The organism is Chitinophaga sp. (assembly GCF_035761305.1).
GTDB lineage: Bacteria > Bacteroidota > Bacteroidia > Chitinophagales > Chitinophagaceae > Chitinophaga.
In genome coordinates, this window is record NZ_DASTRI010000236.1 from 31694 (window position 1) to 57910 (window position 26217).

Consider the following 26217-nt stretch of genomic DNA (forward strand, 5'->3'; position numbering starts at 1 on the left):
TTATTAAAGGTCGATGTTAAAGCCCACGTTATAGGTCCTGTTCAGGGGATATACGTTGCCATAGCTGTCGTTAGGATGTTCCGGGTCAATAAATTTCATACCGGACCATGTTTGCACATTGTATGCGTTCACGTATATGCGTGCGCCCTGGATGCCTATCCTTTTCATCACAGCTGCGGGAATGGTATATCCCAGCTCAACTGTTTTGAGGCGCAGGTAGCTGGCGTTATTATAGGCAAAGGTGGAGTTGCCCCTGGCCACCGTGCCCGTATAAGCGTACTTCCCTTTCACCCATTTTGTATTGGGATCATAAGGGTTGGCGGTGGGATCAACCGGGTGCCAGCGGTCCATGAACATTTCCAGCGCATTGGAGTAGTTGGACCCCCATATGGGCTCAGCCAGTATCTCCACATAATTTACCCAAACCCTTGCAGCGCCCTGGAACAGCAGGCTAACATCAAAGCCTTTCCAGGCGGCATTCATGGTTAAGCCAAAGGTCATTTGCGGACGGCCGCTGTAGCTGATGGGCTGCAGGTCCAGGTCGGAGATCATGCCATCGCCATTGGTGTCTTCATATTTATAATCCCCCGGCAGGGTGTTCTGATCATACTTCACCGGGCTGTTGGCAATTTCCTCGTAAGACTGGAACTGCCCGATGCCTTTAAAGCCCCATACAATATCTGAATAACGGTCGTTGCCGTTGTTCCGCCATTCATCATAACCGCTGCCAAACACGCCTACTTCACGGTGGGTGAATTTGGTGTGGGTATACCCGAAGGTGCCTCTCAATGAATAATCTACCTGGCCAATATGGTAGTGATGGTTTATTTCCAGGTCAATGCCCCGGGTAAGGTCACCGTTCAGGTTTTCCTGGGGCAACGCTGCTCCCACCACAGAGGGCAGGCTTACGCTGCGTGTAGCCAGCAACCCTTCGCGGTTGCGCTGGAAATAGTCTATCACCAATCCCAGCACGCCGTTCTTCGTGTTCAGGTCAAGGCCTACGTTAAACGTTTTAGCAGTGTACCATGTAATATTTTTATTGGCTATTCCTGTGCTGGCGGATGCGTTCACAAAAGTGCCGTCGAAATGCGTACCGCCGGGCAATTTATTGTTGTCACCGTTCGCCGGGTAAGTATAGCCATTTAAGTATTGGTAGGTAGAGGCATTGTCGTCACCCAGCACCCCGTATGAAACCCTGAGTTTTGCGTTGTCGATAAACGTGATGTTTAACGCCTTCCAGAAATTTTCATCGGAAAAACGCCATCCCAGGAAGCCCGACGGGAAAAAGCCCCAGCGATGGGAAGGATCAAATTTGGATGACCCGTCATAGCGGAAGCTGAACTCGGCCAGGTACTTGCCTTTAAAATTATAGGCAAGCCTGCCCACGTAGCCGATGTTTGCATAGTCATACAGATCGGCCGCATTGGTTGACATGCTGCCCAGCTGGTTACCGCTGTTTCCTGCAGACAGCTGATCGAGCGGCAGCGCCAGTTCCCTTTGGGCATACAGGTTATCGCCCTTGCGGGATTGTCCTTCATATAACAGCAGCGCGCTTACGTTATGTATGTTGTTGAAGGTGCGGCTGTAGTTCAGCGAGAACTGGGTGAGCATCGACTGCTTTGTATAATACTCCCGGCGGATGGTGCTCGGGCTTTGGTTGGTTACCGGCTTGTAGTTGCCGGCAGCATCGTCATAATCATACAGGTCATAGGTCTTTTTATAAGCTTTATTGTCCAGGTTCTGGTAGTCATAGCCGAACATTCCTTTTGCCCTTAAGCCGGGGATAAAGGGAACTTCATATTCCAGGCTAACAGACGACTGGAACCATTTATTGGTGAACTTCCGGTAGCCGCTTACATCGGCATCGGCCATGGCAACAGGATTGGAGCCGTCAACAAAACCGTTCTGCAAATATTCGGGATTATCATTTGCATAAATAGGCTGGATGGCGGCCGATCTTTCCATAGAACGGATGATCCAGTCGGTAGCTTCGTAGTTTTTGTCCGACTCGTCATAAATGCCGTTCAGCTGTACATCAACTTTGAGCCTGTTTGAAATTTGCCCGGTAACATTTGACCGTAAATTATACCGTTTATAGTCGTTGCTGTTACTGCGGATAAAGGATTCCTGGGAAAGGTAGCCCATGGAAGCATAGTACTGCACCCTGTCCGATCCCCCGCTGGTGCTGATGGTATGCTGCATTTGCGGAGCGGTTTTCCTCATAACGGCATCATACCAGTCCGAGCCTTTTTTGGTACCGTTCCTGTATGCTTCAATCTCGTCCAGCGAATAACGCAGCGTTCCCCCGCTTTGATTGTGCATGGATTTTTCATTTGCAAGCGTCATCCAATCGGCTGCGTTGGTGCTTTTGGGAGAGCCAATAGGCGTTTGCAACCCAAAGTTAGCGCTGTAGGTGATCCTGGTGGCGCCTACTTTACCGCGTTTGGTGGTGATCAGCACTACGCCGTTGGCAGCGCGAACACCGTATACAGATGCGGCTGCGTCTTTTAACACAGAGATGCTTTCTATATCTTCCGGGTTTAACCTCGACATATTATCACGGGGAATACCGTCAATAATAACCAATGCATCGCCCAGGCCGCGGATGTCAAATGTATTATTGAACGTGCCGGGTTCAGACGACTTTTGTACAATACGCACGCCGGCAAGCTTACCGGTGAGCATATTCATTACATTCTCGTTTTTGGTAACGATGATGTCGGCACTCTTTATTGAAGTAACAGCGCCGGTCACCGTTGCCTTGGTTTGCTGGCCGTAACCGACTACTACTACTTCGCTCAATGCTTTGTTTTCTGTTGTTAGCTGTACATTAATTGTGGTACGGTTATTTACAGGCACCTCCTGCGTGGTGTACCCGATGAAGGTGAACACCAATGTTGCACTGGCGTCGGGAACGCTCAGGATATAGCTGCCGCCTGCATCTGTGGTGGTGCCTTTGGCTGTTCCCTTAATGCCTATGCTCACGCCGGGCAAAGGTTCATTATTTTCATTGGTAACCTTCCCTTTTACGGTGATAGCCTGTAGAACAGGTGCGGGTGCGGCTGCTTTCCGCTTTATGATGATCGTTTTCTTCCTGATAATATAATCCAGCGGCTGGTCTTTAAAGCAAAGCTCCAGCACTTCTTCCAGCGGCGCATTGGCAACTGAAATGCTTATTGGCCGGGCATCGGCCAGCATAGGCGTATTATACAGGAAATTATACCCGCTCTGCTCCTTCAGCTCTACCAGGATCTTTTCGAGCGATGCGTTATTTTCCGTTAGCGTAATGTTTTGCGCAAAACCTGATGCGCTTACCTGCATAAAGACCGCCATAAAAAAGGTGAGCGTGAGCTTTAGCTTAAGCGGTAGTTTCAATGGGATGTGGAATTTCCATTCTTCCCTTAAGTGGAGGTAGAATTGCATACATTGTTCAATTTTGGATTTGTAATTATCGGTTACGAGCACGTGGCCACTCTTTTGGTTGTACAGCGCTCCTTCCCGGAGCCGTGGTTACCCGGTATATATTTGACCCAGCCTGGTTATTATTGCAAACTCAGGGTATTACGTTTATGTTCTTTCCCTGTATGTTAAAATGAATAGTTCCTGTTAGCTCAAGCATGCCAAGCACCTCTGAAACATTCTCAAAACGTGAAATAGATCCTGAAAATTCCTTACCTGTCATATTCCCCTGGTAAGCCACTGTTACATTATACCAGCGCGCTACTTTGCGCATAATACTGTGTATGTTTTCATTGTCAAATACAAAATATCCGTTCTTCCAGGCCACTGCTTCCTCTAGATTGGCCCTGCGGGTAGTTATTGCACTGTTGGAATCGCCAACGAGCGCCTGCATGCCAGGCCTGAGCAGTTTTTGTTCAGCGTGATTATTTATGCTTACGGACCCTTCCAGCAGGGTCACTTTACTCTTTGCCTCATCACTATAAGCCATCACATTAAAGTGCGTGCCCAGCACCGTTACCGTGTTGCCGTTAAACGACACTTTAAAGGGCCTTGCTTCATCTTTTGCTACTTCAAAATATACTTCACCGGTTACCTCCACTGCCCTTTCTCCTCCTTTAAAAGCTACCGGAAACCGTAGTGAGGATGCGGCGTTGAGCCAAACCCTGGTACCATCTTCCAATACAATCTGGTACTGCCCCCCGGTTGGTGTTGAAATAGTATTCCAGGAAACACCCGTCCCCGGCGCAGGCAGTAAGCTGGTGTACAGCACCTGTCCCTGCTTTGTTTGTTTAACCTCCACCCCGTTTTTACTGGCAAGAATACCATTCTTTGTACTGTCCAATACAATCTCCGAACCATCAGCCAGTGTCAGCACAGCCTGGTTGCTGCCGGGTTTGATGCTGTTATCATGGCGCTGCGCTATTTTTTTTTCAACAGGTGTATGTGAAGATGGATGAAAGAAGAACCTGTATATGCAGGCAGTTACCACTATCAGCACCACAGCGGCAACCGCTGCGATCCTGGCTACAGGCGCCCATAAAAATCCCCTGCGGGGTTTCATTTCGGCCTGCAGTCTTTTATATATTGCTGTTCTGATCTGTTCCTTATCGCCCATCCCCGCTTGCCAGGGATGCTCCTTCAGCTCAAACCCGTCAAGGTAACCGGTAAGCAATTCCTTTTCCTGCTCAGTACAATTCCCGGCTAAAAACTTCTCGTACAGTAAAAGGTATTCCTCCGTTGTCATTCGGGTAGTTTATAGATCTTCTAATTAATAAGAGCCCATTTTCAGCCGGCACACACATAAATTTTAAAAAAAAATTTTGCTGCCGGGGAATATATAATCTAATCCAAAGTTTTTACCTTTATTTCAGTAGAACCTATGTTTCCACGTACATTATCTGATCACGAGCTATGGACTTCCATTCTGAACGGCGATGATAACGCCTTCGCAATACTTTTTGACAGATACTGGACCCCTGTTTATACAACTGCATACAGCTACCTGAAAGACGAAGCCGCGAGCATGGAGATCACCCACGATATTTTCCTGAACATCTGGATGAAGCGGAAGCAGCTGCAAATACTCTCATTCCCTGCCTATCTCAAAGCCGCAGGCCGGTATCACGTATACAAATACATGAAGCAGTCAAAAGCGCAGCCGGTTACCTACAGCCCCGAACTGGAGGAATCAGCGGATCATGTTTGCCACAACCAGGGTGCCGAAAACCTGAGCTACCTGGAGCTTAAAAACAGCATTGACGAACATTTAATGGGACTGCCCAAGCGCTGCCGGGAGGTTTATTTCTTAAGCAGGCAGCAGCATTTAACCAACGACCAGATAGCAGGCAAACTGGGCATTTCAAAGCGCACAGTGGAAAACCAGTTAACGCATGCGTTGCATCATTTGAGAGGATTGCTGAAAGATATTTCGATAGGGGCATTTATAGGGCTGCTGATTTCATTTATTAAGAATTACTTATAAACAGGCTTGAGAACCATATGGAAGCCCTGTTGCGCAATGTTTTTCAACCCGTACATACCTAATGAATACAGCCAAAGGCAAAGTGTATCGTTATAATTAATGCTGAAAAGCAATATGCGATAAAGAATTTACGTTGTTTTCCTGTAATTCCAGATGGCAATCCCATTCATGACCAGCGCATACACCAGCATTATTAACAGGTACAGCTGGATGTTCACCCAACCGCTGCCTTTCAGCAGCACCATGCGTATCACCTTTACAAAATAGGCAATAGGGTTAAACCAGGTGATTACCTGCGCCCAGTGCGGCATATTCTCTACCGGCGTAAACAACCCGCTCATAAGAATAAAAATGATCACAAAGAACCAGGCAATGAACATGGCCTGCTGCTGTGTTTCTGTAAAGGTAGAGATCAGCAGTCCCATGCCCAGCATTACCCACAGGTACACGGCTGCAAACAGGAATACCAGCCACAGGCTGCCTGCCATGGGCAAATGAAATACCAGCTTGCCTATCAGCAGCCCCAGGGCCATTTCAAACAGCGCCAGGATCCAGAATGGGATCAGCTTTCCCAATATAAAGTGGTGCTTGCGTATAGGCGTTACATTCAGCTGCTCAATAGTACCGATCTCCTTTTCCTTTACGATATTCATACCGGATAAAAAGGCGCCGATCATTGTTACCAGCACTACAATGATGCCCGGCACCATAAACACCTTGTAATCCAGCCGGGTATTGAACCAGTTGGAATAGGTAACCTCAATGGAGGCAGGCGCATTACGTTTGTCCAGCGCCAGCCATTCGGCGCGGATGTTTGCGTTAAAGCTGCGGATAATTGTATTGGCGTAGCCGTTGGCCAAACCGGCTTTGCTGCCGTTAATGGCATTCACCAGCAGCTGCAGGCTGGCCTTGTCTTCCCGCACCAGGTCACGCTCAAAATGGCGGGGTATCATCAGCACAATATCCGCTTTATCGAGCTGCAGGTCCTCAAAGGCGGCTTTCTCATTAAAAGTTTGGCGGTGCAGCTTAAAATAGCCGCTGGCCACCAGCTTGTTCACCAGCCGCAGCGACCAGGCGGAGTGGTCATGATCCACTACGTCAATGGCCAGGTTCTTTACTTCGTAGTTGGCGGCATTGGCCAGCACCAGCAGCTGTATAATGGGTATCAGCAGAATGATGCGCAGCATGCCCTTGTTGCGGAATATCTGCAGGAACTCCTTTTGCAATATGAAGTAGATGGTACGCATCAGCCTAAACGGATTTTGAATTTACGTATGCTTATTACCACAAACAGCAGCGTCATGCCGCACAGCACCAGGCTTTGCGGCCATACTTCGCGCAGGCCGGAGCCTTTGAGCATAATATCTTTCAGTATTATGATGAACCACTTGGCCGGCATAAGGTTAGACAGCCACTGTAATGGCCATGGCATGCTCTCAATAGGAAAAATAAAGCCCGACAGCAACGTGGTTGGCATCAGCAAACCCATCATAGATGCCATCATAGCGGTTTGCTGCTTATCGGTAACGGTAGAGATCAGGATGCCTAACGCCAGGGAGGTAAGCACAAATAACGCGCACTCCAGCAGCAGCAATGCAATGCTGCCCCTGATAGGCATACCAAACAGCCATACGCCCATGCCCAATATCACCAGCGCATTAATGAACGATAGCGCAATGTAAGGCACCACTTTGCCCACTACGATCAGCGGCGGCGGCAGCGGCGATACCAGCAGTATTTCCATAGTACCCAGCTCCTTTTCCCGCGCAATGGTAATGGAGGTCATCATGGCGGAAACCAGCAGCAATATCAGCGTCATTACACCCGGAACAAACAGGAATACGCTTTTTAATGCAGAATTATACTGCATGCGCACCGTGGTGTTAATGGTCAGCGGCAGCTGTTGCGGGCCGTTCAGCTCCTGCTGGTAGCTGCCAATAATGCTGCGTGCGTAGTTGATAAGCGTGGTAGCGGTGTTGGGATCGCCGGCATCGGCCAGCAGCTGCACCTGCGCTTTCTTCAGGTGAAAGAATGCATCGCTGAACTTCGGCGGTATCACCACAGCCATTTTAATATGTCCTTCCCGGAAAGCCGCGTCAATCGCTTTGGCGCTTTGCAGCATTTTATCCACCTTAAAATAGCTGCCTGCCTGCAGCTTTTGCACCAGGCGGGTGCTGTAATAATCGCCGGACTGGTCCAGCACTGCTATTTCGGCGTTTTTGATCTCGTTGGTAATGGCAAAGCCAAACAGCACAATCTGTACTATCGGCATCCCAAACAGGATCAATAAGGTACGCTTATCACGAAAAATGTGATAGAACTCTTTTTTTGCAAATACAATGAATTGACGCACGGGAATACAATTACGAATTATCAATTACGAAATGTGAAACATTCATGAGTGCCTTTGAAAATTATCATGAATGCGAATATTTACGAATTAAAAATGCGGTGTTACTTTGGAAGCATACTGCCTTTATTAATTCATTGGTTATATCTTACTTACTATCTTTATATCTATTTACTTTCTCTTCTTACATCTTACATCTTACCTTTTACTTCTTATATCCTACCTTTTACACCCGGCCTTCCTCCTTTCACATTTTACATTCAACATTTTAGATTTTACATTTTTATCTCCTCCATCCTTATTAATTATTCATTCTTCATTATTAATTATTTTGCCGCGTGCCAGCTGCAAAAACACCTCATCCATAGATTGTGCATGGAACTGCGCTTTCAGCTCACGCGGAGTGCCCAGGGCCTGTATGCGGCCGTCTACCATAATGGATATACGGTCGCAATACTCGGCTTCATCCATATAGTGGGTAGTTACAAATACCGTTACCCCGCGGCTGGCAGCTTCATAAATGAGGTCCCAGAACTGGCGGCGCGTTACCGGGTCTACCCCGCCGGTAGGCTCGTCCAGGAACACGATAGACGGGTCGTGCAGGATGGCAACGGAAAAAGCCAGCTTCTGTTTCCAGCCCAGGGGCAGCTCGCTCACCAGCAGGTCGGCTTCCTTTTCCATTTCCAGCTTTTGCAGCAGCTGTTGGGTCTTTTCCTTAATCACACTGGTACGCAGGCCGTAAATGCCGCCGTAAAAGCGAATGTTCTCCTTCACCTTCAGGTCTTCGTATAGTGAAAACCGCTGGCTCATATATCCGATGTGCTGCTTTACCTTGTCGGCCTGTGTGTACACATCAAAGCCCGCTACTGTTGCCGATCCGCTGGTGGGCCGCAGCAGGCCGCAGAGCATGCGCATGGCAGTGGTTTTACCGGCGCCGTTAGCGCCCAGGAAACCAAACACCTCTCCTTCGTTTACCTCAAACGTAATGGCGTTGGTGGCGATGAAATCACCGAATTTCTTTGTAAGCGCTTTGGTTACGATGGGTTGCATGGCTTAATGATTTTCTTTTTTTGCGGCGCCCTGCATCAGCTCCATAAAACAATCTTCAATACCGGCCTGTATGGGATGCATGGCAAAGTCCTCATGACCTTTGGGCGCCAGGTAAGCATGCAGCTTGTCCAGGTCGGCCTCCCCATGCTTCAGCGTCAGGTGCAGGTACTCGCCAAAGGCGTAGCAGGTATCTGTTTCCGGGAAGGCGCGCAGGTCCTGTATCAGCGGGTACATGCGTTTGGCGCGTACAGCCCACATGGATTTATGGTATTGCTCAATAATATGCTGCGGCGTATCAATCTTTAACAGGCTGCCGTTCTGTATAAGCGCCACGCGCTCGCAAAGCATGGCTTCATCCATGTACGGGGTAGACACCAGTATGGCAATCCCCTTCTTCCGCAGGCGTTGCAGCATTTCCCAGAACTCCTTGCGGGAAACAGGATCTACACCGGTGGTAGGCTCATCCAGGAACAGTACAACAGGTTTATGCACCAGGGCGCAGCAAAGCGCCAGCTTCTGCTTCATACCGCCCGAAAGCTTGCCGGCCGGCCGGTCTTTAAAAGGCGCTATCTGCACATATATATCTTCTATCAGCCCGTAGTTATCCTTTACAGTGGTGTTAAAAATGGTGGCAAAAAAATCCAGGTTCTCCTGTACGGTAAGATCCTGGTACAGCGAAAAGCGGCCGGGCATATAACCTACTATTTTCCGGATGGCCCTGTAGTCCTTTACTACATCCAGCCCGTTCACGCTGGCCTGTCCTTTGTCGGCCAGCAGCAGGGTGGTAAGAATGCGGAACAGCGTTGATTTCCCGGCGCCATCCGGCCCTATCAGCCCAAACAGCTCCCCGGCCTTCACCTCAAAGGAAATGTTTTGCAGGGCAGCTACATCCCCGAAATGTTTGTGTACGTCCTGTACTACAATGGGTGTGTTCATGTATCAGGGTTTTGGCAGTTTCAACTCGGCAGGCATACCTATTTTCAGGCTGCCGTTGTTCTGCACCTTTACTTTAATGGCATATACCAGGTTGGTTCTTTCCTCTTTGGTTTGTATTTCCTTGGGTGTAAACTCCGCTTCGGCCGATACCCAGGTAACGGTGCCCGGCCACTCCTGGTATTTACCTTCCGGCAGATCGGTGCGCACAGTTACCTGCTGGCCGATCTTTACCTGTCCCAGCTGCTCCTCGCCTATGTAAGCCCGCAGCAGCAGGGAGGAAAGGTCTGCTATTTTATACAGCGGTTTGCCATAGTTCACTACCTCTCCTTTTTCCGCATACTTGGTAAGCACGGTGCCGGACACGGGGTTTACAATGCGCGACTGGCGCAGCTGGTCGTTCAGCTGCAGCACCTGCGCTTCCAGCGGCTGTGTTTCGCTGCTATAGCCGCTCACCTGTGTGTTAAGGGTGGATGCCAGGGAGCGGTACTGCTTTTCCAGCACAGCTACCTGCGCATTAATGTCATCCAGCTGCTTGGTGGTGGCGGCGCTGGCCTTTACCAGGTTTTGTATGCGCAGCTGCTCCCGTTTCTGTGCGGCTATCTGCTCACGGATCACGGCCAGCTGCGGCGCTGCTTCCGGTATTTTGCTCAGCACTGCTTTAATGTTGGCTTTTACCTGTGTTTTTTTGAGCGACAGCTGGGTGGAGTCTATCCAGCCAACCACTGTATCGGCCGGCAGGGTCATACCCTCCTCTATCCCAAAGGCCAACAGCTTGCCGGTGCCTTCTGCAGAAACGATTGTTTCCACAGCTTCAAAATTCCCATAGGCGTCTGCGTTATCATCGCCGGAACGGCAGGAAAATAATGTAAGGGCCAGTATGACAGCATTCAGTGTAATACGCATGTTAACGGTGTTTTTAAGTACTGGAAGCATATGTTTAATATCCTTTTATAAGTTGGTAGCTGATATGAGCCAGGGCCAGCTGCACCTGGTGGGTGCTTTTATCAACCCGGGCCTGCATCACGGCATTCAGGTCGGTAATGTAGTCATGCACGGTAATTACGCCGTTATCCAGCTGCGCGGCGCTGGCTTCTTTTACCCGTGTGCGCAGGGCTAGTATATCGTTATCTTTTTCCAGCGTTTGCTCCAGCCGGTCTATTTCTGTTTGCTGCTGTGCAAGCTGTACGCGGGTATTAAGGGTAAAGGTTTCCGTTTGCCGGTTAATGTTCTGCTGCTGCAGCCGCAGGATATTTTGTTCCGTGCGGTTATAGCGCCAGTTCCAGAGGGTCCAGTTTAGCCGGATGCCGCCCAGGTAAAATGCGGCAAAATCATTTTTCAGCATGTTCAGCCCCGGCCGGCCATAGCCGCCCTGTACAAAGGCGCTGATCTTTGGCAGGGGGCGTGTGGCCGTTAGCCTGGCCTGCTGTTCCAGCGTGGCGGCCTGCAGGCGGTACAGCTGCAGCTCAGGCCGCGCCAGTGTATCCGTGTCCGTATTTACCGCTGCCCCGGGCAGGGTAAGCTTTACAGCGCCGGCGGCGGGGTAGCCGGTGAGCAGCTGTAATACGGCCAGGCTGGCGTTGCGGGAGGCCGTTGCGGAAATTTCCTGCTGGCCGGCTCTCAGCTGCTCCGCCTTCAGCATATCTACGTTGGAAGGCAGCACCGTACCATTCTGCACCCCGGCGTTCAGCTTATCAATGCGCTGCTGCAGGTCCGTCTGCGTTAGCCGCGCCGCCTGTATATATTCTGCCGCCAGCAGCGCGCTGAAATAGGCCTGGGTTACCTGCTGCTTTACCTTGTACAGCTCTACCTCCACCTGCTGCTGCGCGGTTTGCTGCTGGATGGTTTGCAGCTCCCGCTGCCGGCGGGTGGCCCCGCCATCATACAACAGCTGGTTTACATCAATGGTAGCGCGGTACTGGTCTTTGGAAAACTCCGGTATGTTCACACCCGGCACTTTGAAAGGTATCTCCGTCACATCACTCTGGTAAGTGGCCTGTCCGTTCAGTGCTGCCTGTGGCAGGTAGGCGGTGTTGGTATTCTTTACCTGCAGCTGTAAAATGCTGTCGAGCACCTGCTTTTGGCGCAACAGGGGATAATGCTCCCGGGCCATCTGCTGGCATTGTTCCAGGGTAAGCAGCGTGCTATCCTGTGCAAAGAGCTGCATGGGAATAAACAACCACACCCAAACGATGTACTTCATTGTTAACTATTTTATTTAACTATTTGGTTAATTCAGAAGCAAAAAAACTATGGCTGAATGGCAGTCAAAATAAAATCGGCTACAAACTGTTTCCTTTCCTCTACCAGCAGTTTAAACTGCACTTCGTCTATACCTGTAACGCCTTTTACCAGTGGCTTAGCTACAAAGGGAAATACGCACATAGAAAGGATGTTGAGCATCAGCTGTATGGGGCTCACTTTTTTAATCAGCCCTTTCTCTCCCGCCACGGCTATTTCCATCAGGAACTGCTGGATGTTCGGGAAGCTGGGTTTGGACCTGAACTGTTTGATCAGCAGCTCCGGCTGCTGCTGCAGCTCGTTCAGCACAAATAAAGGCACATGCGGGTTTTCCATTAACCCTTCAATATAGCTGCGCACAATTTCACGGATCTTTTCCGTTAAGGGCAGGTTAGTGTTAATGGCATTGCTTAGCCGCTGCAGCAGGCGGTCCAGGGCTTCGTTAAACACCATTTCAAACAGCTTTTCCTTACTGCGGTAGTAGTAATGCAGCATGGCCTTGTTAATGCCCGCTTCATCTGCAATGTCCTGCATACGCGCGCCAGCCAGTCCTTTTGCTGAAAATATTTTTTTGGCCGCCGCAATAATCTGCTCTTCTGTATTCCTTTCCTGGGACATAAACTAACTGGTTCAACCATTTGGTTAATGCAAAGGTATAAAAAGATTGGAGCCTGCAAAATTTTTTTTGGGGAAGGTTGGTTTTAAGGGTAAGCATTGTATTGCTTAAGTATTGCCAGGTATTGCTTTTAATAAGGGCTTATAGATAAAAAATCCGGTTGAATGGTATGGCAAGCGTACTAACATTCCAGCGCCTGCAGACACCCTGCCGCCACACCGCCATGCCTGCACCCCGCTGTCCCAAAGTTCCAGATGACGGCCCTTTGCCCGGCGTGATGCGACAGGTAACGTATAATTATTAACCAAAGCCCATACGCCTGATACCGCCCCATAGCCATTCAAACAGGCGGGTGCAGGCCGGAATTGGAACTTTGGACAAGGAGCATCAAAATAAAGGGCGAAAAACTATGCATTGAACAAAGCATATTAAAATAAACGCCCACAATTACAATTGCCGCGTTTGGGCAAAGTGCACAAGCCCTGGGCTCTAAACAAATACAGCCCGGCTAACTATAACCGGGCTGTGTGCTTTCTAAACCTTTTTTTTGTTATCTTGTTAAAAAGGTTAACAAACAAGGTGCGGCAGCTTCTATCGCTTGCAGCCTTCGCATTTTGGGGTTAAACGCTATATGCAGAGAAGAGTACAATCGCCTTTACCATCACAAAATTATTAATGGCCGGCCCCGGGGACAAGCGAAATAACTCCTGAAAAGATTACGTATTTATACCTGTTTTTTTCAGGCACTTTTACCAAAGGGTTTGTAGGGCATATCGGCTATTTTGCAGCTCAGTTCACCAAAAAACCTCAATACTCATGAAACAACACCGCTTTGCTTACCATGCCGCGCTGGTGGCTATTATCCTGTTAAATGCCTGCCGGCCGCCTCAAAAAGGTCCCATTCCCTTTGATCCGCAAAAGGCCGCTTTACATACTATTCCAATTGACGAAGCAGCCGGCCTTACCAGGAATTTCCGGGCTACCCGCACCAGGCTGGCCGCAATTGTAGCCAAAAGCGGCGACAGCCTTAACCGCATACTCAGGCTGCCCAGCGCAGAATCTTTTAACCGGGATGCCATTGCTGTTTTATTAAACCAGAAAGATGCCCAGGGCATCCGCATTTACTATGGTACAGATGCAGCAGGCGTTGCCCGGCTGGTACTGGTGCCTATTGACTCCAGGGGCAACGATATTATTACGCGGCTGGTAGATAACGGCAAAGACAGGGTAGCCGCCATACCCGGTATTGCTACCGCCACGGCAGGCGCCCAGGATGGCGCACAAGCCATGGAAAAAGGCCAGCAATGCGATCCGCCGCCATGTAATGCCAGCAAGCTATCCAGATAACCCTAATAACCAATATCTATCCATGCACCCGATAGTTAGTTTTTTGATCAGTCAAACCATATTGATCCCCTTAATAATAGGGGTGATACGTTTTCCTAAAATCGATAGCACCTACTATCCTTTTATTTTACTATTGCTGATGGGCTTCACTGCTGAAGCCATCAGCTTTATTTGCAGAATGGGCTTTCATGCCAGAACAGATGTTCCCATTAACATTTACGGTTTGATTGAGTGTATCATATTACTTTTTCAATTTCATACCTGGGGGTTTCTCCGGCATAGAAAACGCTGGTTTTACCTGCTGCTGGCCTTTTTCACCCTTACCTGGATCACAGAGAACATCATCTTCGGGAAAATAGAGGATTTTGCGCTGGTATTCAGGGTTTCATATTGCTTTGTGGTAACATTGCTTTGCATTAACCAGATCAACTACATGATTGTACAGCAGGATGGAAAGTCGCTTTTCGTTAATGCCAAATTCCTGATCTGCATCAGCCTGATTATTTATTGTGTATATGAGATCATTTACGATGCCGCTTACTTTATTGGGAAGAACAATTCGGCAGCCGCCACTAAAATAATAGACCTGTTCAACTATATGAACGCTACGGTAAACCTGCTTTTTGGCGTGGCCGCCCTTTTAATCCCCGAAAAAAAGAACGATCTTTATTTTAACAGGCATTTTGAGTAAGTAAAAAGTAAAAAAGAAAAAGCAGAAAAGATTAAGAAGCAGCTGTAAAATGCGCTACAGTACCTGTGCCAGTCCTTCATTATTAATTCTTCATTATTAATTATGAACGCTTACTCTCTACAACTGCAAAACAATGGGAGATAAGATCTTTTATACGACCGTTTTTGTTTCTTTGCTCATTGCAATCATCATCATTTTTTTTGTAGTATCTATCATACTATACCACCGGCGCTATATAAAGCTGCAGCGGGAGCGTATTACCGCGGAGATCACTATACTGGAAAACGAACGTAAACGCATTGCCACCGACCTGCACGACAGCGCCGGTCCCCTCCTCTCCACCGTAAAGCTGTTCATTAACAGCATTGAGGTGCAAACGGAAAATGACCGGCAAATCATAGCCCGTTCCAGCAAGTACATTGATGAAACCATCGCCAACCTGCGGCAAATATCCCATAACCTGCTGCCCAATGCCCTGGAGCGCAAAGGACTTACAGAAGCCATCCGCGAGTTTATACAGCAGATCAGCGAAAAGCAGCCCCTGCATATTGAGCTGCGCACCGGCGGCGACATACAGGTGCAGCCGGAAAAGGCCATCCACATATTCCGCATTGTACAGGAAATAATACAAAACACCCTTAAACACGCGCAGGCCCGGCAGCTGCAAATATCCCTGAACCGGGAAGACGACCTGCTGCTGCTGCTGATACGGGAAGACGGCGCCGGGTTTGATGTAAAAAAGGCAAAAGCCAACTCCACGGGCCTGGGCATGAAAAGCCTGGAAATCAGAACAGATATTATGCACGGGTCACTGGCTATTGAGTCGGCTCCGGGGCAGGGCACCAACTACCTGATAAAAATACCCGCGTGAGTACTGCCCGATAGGCTTTACGGTGACATTACACGTTGTGTTCGGAAGAATTCAGCGGATCTTCCGCAGTTGAAAGACAGACTGGTAAAAAGGAGTGTTCCGGCAGCTATTGACGCCTATGTAGAAAATAATGGGCAAATATACCGAACAAAATGCCCGCAATAATGCTTTTTATCACCAGGCCGCCGGAAAAAGCGTGTTTGAATGCAACCGTTGCTACAATCATAAAAACGGTCATAAAAGCACCGGAATAAATGCTGGATAGATATTTTTCACGGAAGTTCTTCATAGATAATCAGTGTATTCTTTCATCAACGGGCAATGTTATCACAGGCATGTCACGAATATAATCTATATTCCACATTTTACTATTTGCAATCCACACCAATCTAACCACTTCCCTCAGCAGCGGTACGTTGAAAGCCCCGTTTCCTCAGCGTGAGGAAAAAAGCCCCACAGGCACTAAAAACTACCGGAAATTTGTATATTTATCACCGCAAAAACGGCATTGATATTACCCCAATACCCTGATAGTTCACAGTATGCAGTTCCCGGTTCAACCTGCATTTTTACGTACTGCCAATTGCCTGCTGTTGATTATTGCTTGGGGCCGTAAATTTTCAACGCAGCATAATACCTACTCCGGAAAACAATGGGCCAAAAAATCAGATTATTGATAGCAGATGATCACGAGATATTCAGGGACGGACTGGCGCTGATGCTTTCCAGGCAGCCCGATATCCAGCTGGTAGGCCAGGCCGCCGACGGGCAGGAGCTGGTAGACATGCTGGAAAATATACCTGCCGATATTGTAATGACCGACCTTAAAATGCCCCGCATGGATGGCGTTACCGCTACGCGCCTGCTGCTGCAAAAACACCCTTCGCTGAAGATCATTGCGCTTTCCATGTTTGATGAGGAAGACCTGATTGTGGAAATGCTGGAAGCCGGCGCAAAAGGCTACCTGCTTAAAAATGCCGACAAGCAGGAGATACTGGAAGCCATTGCCCAGGTGTACGCCGATAATATATTTTACTGCAAACAAACATCGGCCAAGCTGGCCGCCATGATCGTAAAAAGCCGGTTCAACCCGGTGCGCAATAAAGAACAGGTTACCTTTACCGACCGTGAAAAAGAGATCATCCGGCTCATTTGCCTGCAATATACCGCGCAGCAGATCGGTGAAAAGATATTCCTGAGCAAACGCACCGTGGAAGGGCACCGCACCCGTATTCTTGAAAAGATGAACGTAAAAAATACCGCCGGTGTAGTGGTATTTGCCTTAAAGCACAACCTCATACGGGAAGAGGAGCTGCTTTGAATATTTGCCCCCCGGGCGCCATCTGTACATTCAGGATCAACTAACCATATGCTATGCGTAAAACATTAAGCTTACTCCTTGCTTTATGGAGCTGTGCAGCCACCTTAACCGCCCAAACCCCGCAGCCGCCGGACCAGCTTTACGGGCCGCTTTTTAAAGCCGTACAGCTGTCCGGTATTTTCCCCGACAATAAAACATTTGTAGATGCCGTGCCCAGGGAAAGCCCCGCACAGGTAATGGCCGCCTATGAGGCAGCGGGGCAACCCACCAAAAGCGCTCCGCTCCGCGCCTTTGTAATGGAACATTTCCTGCTGCCGGACTCCATTAACACCCCCGCTCCTTTCAGCACGCAGGAAATAGCTGTTACCGCCCATATAAACCGCTTGTGGAACGTATTGCAGCGCGATACCACGCATGCGCTGCCTTACAGCTCACTGCTAAGCCTGCCTTATCCGTACATTGTACCCGGCGGACGTTTCCGGGAAATCTATTACTGGGATAGCTACTTTACGATGCTGGGACTGGAGGAAAGCAACCGCATTACCATTATCGAAAACATGATCAAAAACTTTGCGTACCTGCTTACCCGTTACGGCCATATTCCCAATGGCAACCGCACCTATTTCCTGAGCCGCTCGCAGCCCCCCTTCTTTTCCCTGATGCTGGGTATACTGGCCAAACATAAGGGCGACAGTATTTATACCACCTACCTGCCTGAACTGGAAAAGGAATATGCCTACTGGATGGATAAAACAGCTCCCACCAAACATGTGGTAAAAATGCCGGACGGCAGCTTATTGAACCGCTATTACGACCAGGATAATATTCCCCGCCAGGAAGCTTATAAGGAGGATGTGGCTGTAGCTGCCCGCAGCAGCAATAAATACATTTACCGGGAGCTGCGCTCCGGCGCGGAAAGCGGGTGGGATTTCAGCAGCCGCTGGTTCAGTAATGGTAAAGACCTCTCCACCATTCGCGTAACGCAGTTTGTGCCGGTTGACCTGAACGCACTGCTGTACCACCTGGAGCTAACCCTGGCCAAAGCGCAGCAGCTGGCCGGCAACCCGCAAAAAGCAGCACAGTATAAACAGGCGGCGCAAAAGCGCAAAGCCGGCATAGAAAAATACTGCTGGTCGGCCGGCGCGGGCTGGTATGTAGATTATGACCTGGAAAAGCACCGTCCTTCCACCGCCATTACCCTGGCCGGCATGTACCCGCTGTTTACAAAAGCAGCCTCTCCCGGGCATATTGCTGCCATACAGCAGGTCATCAGCAAGCGCTTATTGAAAAACGGCGGCGTAACAACCACGTTGGTAAACTCCGGGCAGCAGTGGGATGCGCCCAACGGGTGGGCGCCGCTGCAATGGATCACCATTGCGGGACTTGAAAACTATGGCGCCGCTGCCCTGGCCCGGGAAATTGCGCAGCGGTGGGCCGCCCTGAATATACGGGTGTATAAGACTACCGGAAAGCTTATGGAAAAGTACAATGTAACCGATACCAGCCTGGTGGCCGGCGGCGGGGAATATCCCACGCAGGACGGCTTTGGCTGGACCAACGGAGTGCTGCTGAAACTATTGCATATGTATAAGCTGCCGGAAGATGAAAGCGCGCTAAAGACGGAGCTTTTACAACATCATCTACCTCAAACCCTTTGCAATCGTTTCCAAAGCAGGTATCAGCTCCGGCGAGCTCCAGGCAGCCCCCATCGCAATACGGATGTACTCCTGGTTGCCATGCACGGAAAAATCTTCGCTGCTCATTACATCAATGCCTTTTGCTTTCATCTGCGGTACAAAAACGTTGGCCGGCAAATGCGCCGGCAGCTTTACCCACATATGATAGCTGCCGGGAAATAAACGGTAGTCAAGTCCTTCAAAAATAGCAGTGATCTTTTCATGCAGCGCTATGGCAATCCGCCGCTTTTCAGCGCCAATAGGCGGCAGCAGTGCATGCTGCAGCAGGTGCTGCACAAAAGCATTGAACAGGGCCGAGCTGCCGCTGGTAGTAATGCGTATAATGGGATCAATCCCCTGCAGCAATCCTTTAGGGTAAAGAATGTATGCAATCCGCAAAAAGGGATTAAATATTTTGGAAAAGCTGCAAACATGAATGGTGCGCTCCGGCATCAGCGCTAAAAATGTGGGCGGCGGCGAAGCATGCAGGAAACGGTAGGCATCGTCCTCAACCAGGTAAACATCGTTAAAAGACCGCACCACCGCAGCTATAGCCTCCCGCCGTTGCAGGCTCATAACGCTGCAGGTAGGGTTATGCACCGTAGGCTGCACATATACCAGCCGGCAGCTGCCGGTTTGCAGGTATTGCGCCAGCGCGTCGGGCATCATCCCTTCCTCATCACAATCAATCGTGCGGAACCGGTAGCCCAGGGCCTGGCCCGCCAGTTTAAAATTATTGTAGGTAAAAGTTTCAATCGCTACGGTATGTTCCCGGTCCTTCAAAACAGCAAGTATGCAATGGCCCGCGCTGTTGCCGCTGCAGGTAGTAGTTACATCCAGCTGTTGATGCAGCATGTCCGGCTGCAAATGCAGCCAGGCGCCCAGCCGCTCCAGGGAGGCCGCATCCGGGATCATTGGCGCAGGGTATAACAAGGCATATTTTTCCTGTGCTGTTAACCCGCTTACATACTGCTGAAAAATATCGGCTTCCTGCTTTATCGAAGGGTAGTTTAATCTGAGGTCTGGCATAAACAAAAATTGTTCAAAAATAAAAGATTTGGACTAACCCGTTTATTTTTTATAAAAAGTGTAAAATTGACATTTATTTTTTTTACTTTTACTATATATGGATGCAACTCCATAAAAGCCACGTTATATAGTACTATCAGCCCGGGCTAATATTATTCATCAGCATCAAAAAATTCCCGTATGAGAAGTCCATTCCGCAACCAAACCGTTGAACCCAGGTGTGTGCTTCATGACAAGCAGCCTCCGCCTGTATGTTTCACCTGACAGTTTAAAGTTACATAGCAAAAATGATTGTCTACCGGGGCAGCAACCCCGAAAGGCATTGTATTTCCTTTACTTGTTAAATTAAATCCAGCGTTATGAAATTACTATTACACTTCCTGCACAGGAAGCGGTTACTGGCGTGGGCACTGGTAGCGGCCTGCATCAGCATACTGCCTGCCTATGCACAACAGGGCAATGTGCAAACTTACCGCGGCACTGTTACAGATTCAACCGGGCAGCCGGTACCCGGCGCCTCTGTAATAATACAGAACACCAACCGCGGCGCTATTACGGGGCAGGATGGCGCCTTTACCCTGCAGGCAGCTCCCGGCAACACTATTATTATTACCAACATCGGCTACGAGCGCCGGCAAATGGTATTAGGCGGCAGCAGTACCCTGCATATACGACTAAACCAGGTTGCCAACAGCTTAACAGACATTGTAGTGGTGGGTTACGGCACCCAGCGCAAAGCCACGGTGAGCGGCGCCGTAAGCGACATAAAATCGGAAGACCTGGTGCGTACGCCTGCTACTACTGTATCGGCTGCACTGGTAGGCAAAATGCCGGGGCTTACCGCACGTGCGCCGGATGCAAGGCCCGGCCGCGGCACCAATATACAGATCCGCAACCTGGGCAACCCGCTGTATGTAATAGACGGTGTGCCCTATACCGGCAATTCAAACATTACGGCTTTTGGCTTTACACAAGGTTCCGGGCAGGATGTGTTTAACAGCCTGGGGATAGAGGACATTGAAAGCATTACCATCCTGAAAGACGCTTCTGCGTCTATTTACGGTTTACGTGCAGCCAACGGCGTGGTGCTGGTTACCACCAAAAAAGGAAAACGCGGCGCCAAGCCAAACATTAATATTTCCGGCTATTATGGCCTGCAGAACTTTACCCGTTACCCGCATCCCGCCACCGCCGGCCAGTATGTGCGCGCGCTGGTAGAGTCGGAGCAGAACCTGGGCCGTGACCCGTCGCTGCTCTACTCGCCGGAAGAGCTGGCCAAATGGGAAGCCGGCACTGAAAAAGGCTATAAGAGCTATGATTATCATAAAGAGGTATTGCGCCCCAATGTACCGCAGTACTACCTGAGCGCAAATGCTTCCGGCGGCGGGGAACGCTCTACCTACTACCTTTCCGTAAGCCGCGTTAAGCAGGATGCGATTGTACGGGATTTCAGCTTTGAACGTACTAACCTGCAGGCCAACCTGGAAAGCAGCCTGGCTGATGGTTTAAAGGTAGGCACACAAATAAGCGCACGGCTCGAAAAAACGCATAATGTGGGCGTGCCGGGGCTGGATGATTACTTTAATCCTTTCCTGAGCATCTTCAGCATGTGGCCCACGGAAAGCCCTTACGCCAATGACAATCCCAATTATATTAATCAAACGCATAACGTAAACGTAAATCCCGCCACCTATAAAGATGATGTAACCGGGTACCTGGACGACTGGTGGCGCGCCATTAACGTAAACCTGAATGCGCAGTACGATTTTAAGTTTGGCCTTACCGCCAAAGGTGTTTATTCGTACAACTATATGAATGAGGATTACGACGGGTTTGAATATACCTGGGATGCTTACAAGTACGATCCCAATACCGATACCTATGTTACACAGCCCGGCTTTGGTAACCAAAACCCCTGGCGCGAGCGGCATAAACGGAATGTAATATCGCGCTTCGGGCAGTTCCAGCTAAGCTATAACAAACAATTTGGCCCCCATGCCTTATCTGTGGTAGCGGCATATGAGCGGTCTGATTATGACAACTCTTATTACGTGGTGCATACCATTCCTACTAACAACTACATTCCTACGCAGTACTTATCCGAGCAGGATTATTTGTCGGATGAATGGACTACGGAGGCCCGTGCCGGTTATATAGGCAGGATCAACTATAACTACAAGCAAAAGTACCTGCTGGAGTTACTGGGCCGGTATGATGGTTCTTACCTGTACGCCAAAGGCCACCGCTGGGGCTTTTTCCCCGGCGTGTCCGTGGGCTGGCGTATTTCTGAAGAGCCGTTTATGAAAGGCAAATTCGGCTTCCTGAACGACCTGAAAATAAGGGCCTCCTACGGCGAAACCGGTAGCGAAATCGGTTTCCCCAACGGCGATCCTCCCACTCCTTTCAGCTACCTGGCCGGCTATAACTTTAACCAGGGCGGCTCTGTGCTGAACGGCGCTTATGTGATAGGCATACGGCCCCGCGGCCTGCCCATCACCCAGCTGTCATGGGTAAAAAACCGCTCCACCAATATAGGCCTTGACTTTACGGTGCTGGATAATAAGCTCAGCGGCCAGGTAGATGTGTTCCAGCGTAAACGCACCGGCCTGCCTGCTGCCCGCTATGACGTGCTGCTGCCAAGCGAAGTAGGCTATACCCTGCCTAACGAGAACCTGAACGCAGACGCCACCCGCGGCATAGAAGGCATGGTTACCTACACCGGCGAAACCGGGCAGGTGAACTACTCCATTGGCGTAAACGCCACTTATGCCCGCCTGAAAAGCGTAAGCACCTACAAGCCGCGCTTTGGCAATGTATGGGATAAGTACCGTAACTCCGTAGAGGACCGCTGGTCTAACATTACCTGGGGTTACCATGTGGTAGGGCGTTTTGAGTCGCAGGAAGAAATTGACAATTATGAGATCAATAACGACGGCCAGGGCAACCGCACCGAGTTGCCCGGCGATTTCAAGTACCAGGATGTGAACGGCGACAAAATCATCAACGATATGGACCAGCGGCCCATTGGCTATGCACAGGGCGCACAGCCTTATGTAAGCTTTGGCATTAACGGCAGCGTGGCCTACAAAGGCATTACCCTGCGCTTTGACTTTGCCGGCGCCACCATGCAATCGTACCTGCGCGACTGGGAGCTGCGCTATCCTTTCCAGAACAACGGCTCCTCCCCTGCCTACATGTTCACCGACCGGTGGCACCGCGAAGACCCGTACGATCCCAACAGCAAATGGATTGCCGGCACCTATCCCGCTATCCGGAAAGACAATACCACGCATGTGAACTACCGGACCAACGACTTCTGGATCACCAATGTGCGGTACATACGGCTTAAAAACCTGGAGCTGGGTTATAACCTTCCCAAAGCCTGGCTGCAAAAGGTAGGCATTAATGTGCTGCGCGTGTATGTGAATGGCACCAACCTGTTCTCTATAGACAATGTAAGAAAGTATGAGATAGACCCGGAAATCAGCGCCACTAACGGCCTGGTATATCCGCAGCAGCGCCTGTACAATTTTGGTTTTAATCTTTCCCTTTAATGATGAACGTTATGCAAAAGACATATAAATACCTGCTGATGGGCCTTTGCCTGCTTACCGCCGGCGCCTGTAAAAAAGACTGGCTGGAGCGGCAGCCCCGCACCATACTGCTGGAAGAGCAGGTTTGGAACGATCCCAAGCAGATAGTAGCCCTGCTTGCTAATTTCTATGACCGCCTGCCTACCCAAACCGGCTTGCAGGATATTAATGACGGCGCCGACGGCCGCATAGCGCAATGGCGCGACATGGCCAATTTTGACGACGCCATGTGGTCCGGCCAATCCAATGAGGACGGGCGCAATAACATTCCCGCGTATGGCTTCGACAGCTGGCGGCTCTGGAACTATTCCTTTATACGGGATATTAACCTGGCGCTGGACAACATTGCGCAATATGCCGTAAAGCTCACCGATGAGCAAAAGAAACAGTTTACCGCAGAGCTGCGCTTCCTGCGCGCATACGATTACTTTGAGCTGGTAAAAAGAATGGGGGGCGTACCGCTGGTAACCCAGCAGCTTGTTTACGATTACAGCGGCGACGCAACGCCCCTGCAGGTGCCGCGCGCCAAGGAAGAGGAAGTATATGATTTTATAGCCAGCGAAGTAGACGCCATCAAAGACGATCTTGGCAACGACGGCAACGTTTCCCGCGCCAACAAATACACTGCCCTGGCGCTGAAAAGCAGGGCCATGCTGTATGCCGGCTCCATCGCAAAATATAATAACCAGATGCCCGCCCCCATCAGCACCCCCGGCGGTGAGGTAGGCATACCTGCCTCCAGGGCCACGGAATATTATACCAAGGCGCTGGAAGCGTCCCGCGAGATCATTAACAGCGGCGTATACACGTTATATAAGGTAAACCCTGACCCGGGTGAGAACTTCTACGAAGCCATCACCAAAAAATCCGGCAACAGGGAAGTGATATTTGTAAAGGATTTCCTGACCCCGCAAAAGCGGCACTGGTTCTCTTATGACAACATTGTACGCGGCATACGGGAAGACAACCTGGGCTCATCGTCCGTAACGCCTTCCCTGAACCTGGTGGAAAGCTATGAGTACCTTGACGGCAGCGCCGGCGCGCTTAAAACCCGCAACGCCGATAACAGCGACTATATCTACTACACCAACATCCAGGACATATTTACCAATAAGGATGCCCGTTTATACGGCACCGTTATTTACCCCGGCACCACCTTTAAGGGGCTGCCTGTGGGCATACAGGCAGGTGTAATGGCATGGAATGCCGGCCGCAATGCCTACGATGTAATAGAAGGCAGCGACCTTAATACCACCTATACAGACGGGAAAACGCTTACCGGCGCCTCCGGCCCCCACCGTTCCATACAGGAAGTGTCCAACACCGGCTTTTACCTGCGCAAGTATATTGACCCCGGCGCACGCACCAGCACCCGCGGCATACAAAGCGATATATGGTGGGTATGGTTCCGGCTGGGCGAAATTTACCTGAACGCCGGCGAAGCCGCCTTTGAGCTGGGCCTTACCGGCGAAGCGCTCACCTACATTAACGCCATCCGGGAACGGGCAGGTTTTGGCCCTAACAGCCTTACCACGCTCACCCTGGCGCGCATACAAAACGAGCGCCGCGTAGAGCTGGCCTTTGAGAACCACCGCCTGTGGGACCTGAAACGCTGGCGCATTGCAGACAAGCTGTGGAACGGCAACGTAGGCAATCCCAACGCCATGATCTATGCCCTGTACCCCTACCGGGTAGTGCGCCCCGGCGATGCCGCCCGCAACGGGAAATACGTATTCGTAAAAATGATAGCGCCGCGTTTCCGCGCGCCCAGGTTCTTCCAGCTCGGGAATTACTATTCGTCCATAGACCAGGCAGTGATCAACAACAACCCGAAAATTGTTAAAAATCCTTTTCAATAAATTATTATGCAACGGATCATTATCACAGGTATAGCCCTGCTGCTGTTAATCACAGCAGGATGTAAGAAAGATAATTATGAGGAGCCCAAATCAACCCTCACCGGCCAGGTGGTGTACGATAAACAGCCGGTAGGCCTGCGCTCCAACGGGGTGCAGCTGGAGCTGTGGCAGCACGGTTATGAGGTGTTTTCCAAAATACCCGTGTATATTGCACAGGACGGCACTTTTTCCGTTTCCCTGTTCGACGGCAGCTACAAGCTGGTGCTGCTAAGGGGTAACGGCCCCTGGGTAAATAACTCAGATTCGCTGGATGTTACGGTAAGCGGCCATACCAGCATTGAGGTGCCGGTAGAGCCTTACTTTGTTATCAGCAACGCCAGCCTGGCGCAGAACGGGTCTGATATAACCGCCACCGTTACCATACAGCAGGTGAACAACAGCCTTCCGCTGGATGCGGTATCTGTGTACCTGGGCTCCACCACTATTGTAGACCAGGTGAACAGCGTGGCCGGCGCCACTGTGGCAGCCGCAGACATTACAGATATTACACAGCCGGTTACCTTAACCGTGGCCATACCGCCGTCTCTTTCCGCCAAAGGGTATGTATATGCCCGCGTAGGCGTAAAAACAGCCGGCATAGCCGAGATGTTATATAACCAGCCACAGAAAATAGATCTTCAATAACAACAGCTGCTATACTGCAGCCGCCGGGCAGCGGGCCGCTTACCGTAAACGGCAGCGCTGATCCGGCGGTGCAGCATAGCAATAAACCGCGGGAAAATTACAGGATGAACGAAACAGATTTACAGGGCATAGCCCGGCAGCTTAGCAATCCACAGGGTGAAACAGGCATTAAGGTAGCCGCTAACATGAAGGTGAATAACGGCGGCCTTATACAGCGTACCATTGACCTGCTGCAATGCAGGGAAAATGATACGGTGCTGGAAATTGGCCCTGCAGACGGGGGTTATGTGCCCTACCTGCTGTCGCGCGCGCCCGGCATTACCTACTACGGCATTGATATTTCAACCACCATGGTGCAGCAGGCCATGCAGCAGCATGCAGCGCTGGTTGCAAACGGCAGGGCATCCTTTACCCTGGGCAATGGCCTGGACCTGCCCTATGCGGGTAATTTTTATGACGGGATATATACCATTAACACCCTTTACTTCTGGCAGGAGCCACTGCAATTACTGG

General features: G+C 50.1%; 20 protein-coding genes and 1 pseudogene. 10 read left to right on the plus strand and 11 right to left on the minus strand.

All coding sequences use genetic code 11. From position 1 onward, the window contains the following. Positions 1-3 precede the first annotated feature (3 nt). Positions 4-3375 (minus strand): TonB-dependent receptor, encoded by a 3372-nt coding sequence (locus VFS25_RS20015; protein WP_326463953.1) that lies wholly within the window; start codon positions 3373-3375, stop codon positions 4-6. 178 nt (positions 3376-3553) lie between these two features. Beyond that, complete coding sequence (locus VFS25_RS20020) at positions 3554-4705, minus strand: FecR family protein (RefSeq protein WP_326463954.1); 1152 nt, start codon at positions 4703-4705, stop codon at positions 3554-3556. 135 nt (positions 4706-4840) lie between these two features. On the opposite strand from VFS25_RS20020, the gene VFS25_RS20025 reads away from it, so the two are divergent. Next, positions 4841-5443 carry an RNA polymerase sigma factor gene (locus VFS25_RS20025; protein WP_326463955.1) on the plus strand — a complete coding sequence of 201 codons (603 nt, stop codon included), beginning with the start codon at positions 4841-4843 and terminating at the stop codon, positions 5441-5443. Positions 5444-5571: 128 nt separating this feature from the next. Here the strand turns inward: VFS25_RS20025 and VFS25_RS20030 are convergent, their stop codons facing one another. From VFS25_RS20030 to VFS25_RS20060, 7 genes are all read right to left on the minus strand, one after another. Continuing rightward, positions 5572-6690, minus strand: coding sequence for an ABC transporter permease (locus VFS25_RS20030; RefSeq protein WP_326463956.1), 1119 nt, complete (start codon positions 6688-6690; stop codon positions 5572-5574). Then, positions 6690-7796 carry an ABC transporter permease gene (locus VFS25_RS20035; protein ID WP_326463957.1) on the minus strand — a complete coding sequence of 369 codons (1107 nt, stop codon included), beginning with the start codon at positions 7794-7796 and terminating at the stop codon, positions 6690-6692. Before VFS25_RS20035 ends, VFS25_RS20030 begins: the two co-directional genes overlap by 1 nt. A 306-nt stretch (positions 7797-8102) precedes the next feature. After that, positions 8103-8843 (minus strand): ABC transporter ATP-binding protein, encoded by a 741-nt coding sequence (locus VFS25_RS20040; protein WP_326463958.1) that lies wholly within the window; start codon positions 8841-8843, stop codon positions 8103-8105. A gap of 3 nt (positions 8844-8846) precedes the next feature. Then, on the minus strand, positions 8847-9779 hold the full coding sequence (locus tag VFS25_RS20045; protein ID WP_326463959.1) for an ABC transporter ATP-binding protein: 933 nt from the start codon (positions 9777-9779) through the stop codon (positions 8847-8849). Between the two features lie 3 nt (positions 9780-9782). Next, positions 9783-10682, minus strand: a complete 900-nt coding sequence (locus VFS25_RS20050; RefSeq protein ID WP_326463960.1) for an HlyD family secretion protein — start codon at positions 10680-10682, stop codon at positions 9783-9785. 34 nt (positions 10683-10716) lie between these two features. Then, on the minus strand, positions 10717-11979 hold the full coding sequence (locus tag VFS25_RS20055; RefSeq protein WP_326463961.1) for a TolC family protein: 1263 nt from the start codon (positions 11977-11979) through the stop codon (positions 10717-10719). A 47-nt stretch (positions 11980-12026) separates the two neighbouring features. Beyond that, on the minus strand, positions 12027-12635 hold the full coding sequence (locus VFS25_RS20060; protein WP_326463962.1) for a TetR/AcrR family transcriptional regulator: 609 nt from the start codon (positions 12633-12635) through the stop codon (positions 12027-12029). 814 nt (positions 12636-13449) lie between these two features. Between VFS25_RS20060 and VFS25_RS20065 the strand changes: the two genes are divergently transcribed. The 3 genes from VFS25_RS20065 to VFS25_RS20075 all read left to right on the plus strand — a co-directional run bounded on the left by VFS25_RS20065 (position 13450) and on the right by VFS25_RS20075 (position 15542). Beyond that, on the plus strand, positions 13450-13980 hold the full coding sequence (locus VFS25_RS20065; RefSeq protein WP_326463963.1) for a hypothetical protein: 531 nt from the start codon (positions 13450-13452) through the stop codon (positions 13978-13980). Between the two features lie 82 nt (positions 13981-14062). Beyond that, positions 14063-14671 carry a hypothetical protein gene (locus tag VFS25_RS20070; protein WP_326463964.1) on the plus strand — a complete coding sequence of 203 codons (609 nt, stop codon included), beginning with the start codon at positions 14063-14065 and terminating at the stop codon, positions 14669-14671. A gap of 133 nt (positions 14672-14804) precedes the next feature. Continuing rightward, positions 14805-15542, plus strand: a complete 738-nt coding sequence (locus VFS25_RS20075; RefSeq protein WP_326463965.1) for a sensor histidine kinase — start codon at positions 14805-14807, stop codon at positions 15540-15542. A gap of 106 nt (positions 15543-15648) precedes the next feature. On the opposite strand, the gene VFS25_RS20080 is transcribed toward VFS25_RS20075, so the two are convergent. Further along, positions 15649-15831, minus strand: a complete 183-nt coding sequence (locus VFS25_RS20080) for a hypothetical protein (RefSeq protein WP_326463966.1) — start codon at positions 15829-15831, stop codon at positions 15649-15651. 384 nt (positions 15832-16215) lie between these two features. Between VFS25_RS20080 and VFS25_RS20085 the strand changes: the two genes are divergently transcribed. Together VFS25_RS20085 and treA are read left to right on the plus strand one after the other, a co-directional pair. Continuing rightward, positions 16216-16863, plus strand: coding sequence for a response regulator transcription factor (locus VFS25_RS20085; protein WP_326463967.1), 648 nt, complete (start codon positions 16216-16218; stop codon positions 16861-16863). A 53-nt stretch (positions 16864-16916) separates the two neighbouring features. After that, positions 16917-18443, plus strand: a pseudogene (gene treA, locus VFS25_RS20090) (alpha,alpha-trehalase TreA); the annotation flags it as partial. Positions 18444-18503: 60 nt separating this feature from the next. On the opposite strand, the gene VFS25_RS20095 reads toward treA, so the two are convergent. Continuing rightward, positions 18504-19568, minus strand: coding sequence for a PLP-dependent aminotransferase family protein (locus tag VFS25_RS20095; protein WP_326463968.1), 1065 nt, complete (start codon positions 19566-19568; stop codon positions 18504-18506). Between the two features lie 359 nt (positions 19569-19927). On the opposite strand from VFS25_RS20095, the gene VFS25_RS20100 reads away from it, so the two are divergent. The 4 genes from VFS25_RS20100 to VFS25_RS20115 form a co-directional block, all read left to right on the plus strand. After that, entirely contained in the window at positions 19928-23122 is a 3195-nt protein-coding gene (locus tag VFS25_RS20100) for a TonB-dependent receptor (protein ID WP_326463969.1), read from the plus strand. Positions 23123-23133: 11 nt separating this feature from the next. Continuing rightward, a complete protein-coding gene (locus VFS25_RS20105; protein ID WP_326463970.1) occupies positions 23134-25020 on the plus strand; it encodes a RagB/SusD family nutrient uptake outer membrane protein in 1887 nt (628 codons plus the stop codon). A gap of 6 nt (positions 25021-25026) precedes the next feature. Continuing rightward, the gene (locus VFS25_RS20110; protein ID WP_326463971.1) at positions 25027-25704 is read left to right on the plus strand and encodes a DUF3823 domain-containing protein; all 678 of its coding nucleotides are present in this window, start codon (positions 25027-25029) and stop codon (positions 25702-25704) included. Positions 25705-25808: 104 nt separating this feature from the next. Further along, positions 25809-26217, plus strand: a 409-nt coding sequence (locus tag VFS25_RS20115; RefSeq protein ID WP_326463972.1) for a class I SAM-dependent methyltransferase, incomplete at its 3' end; no start/stop codon positions are given.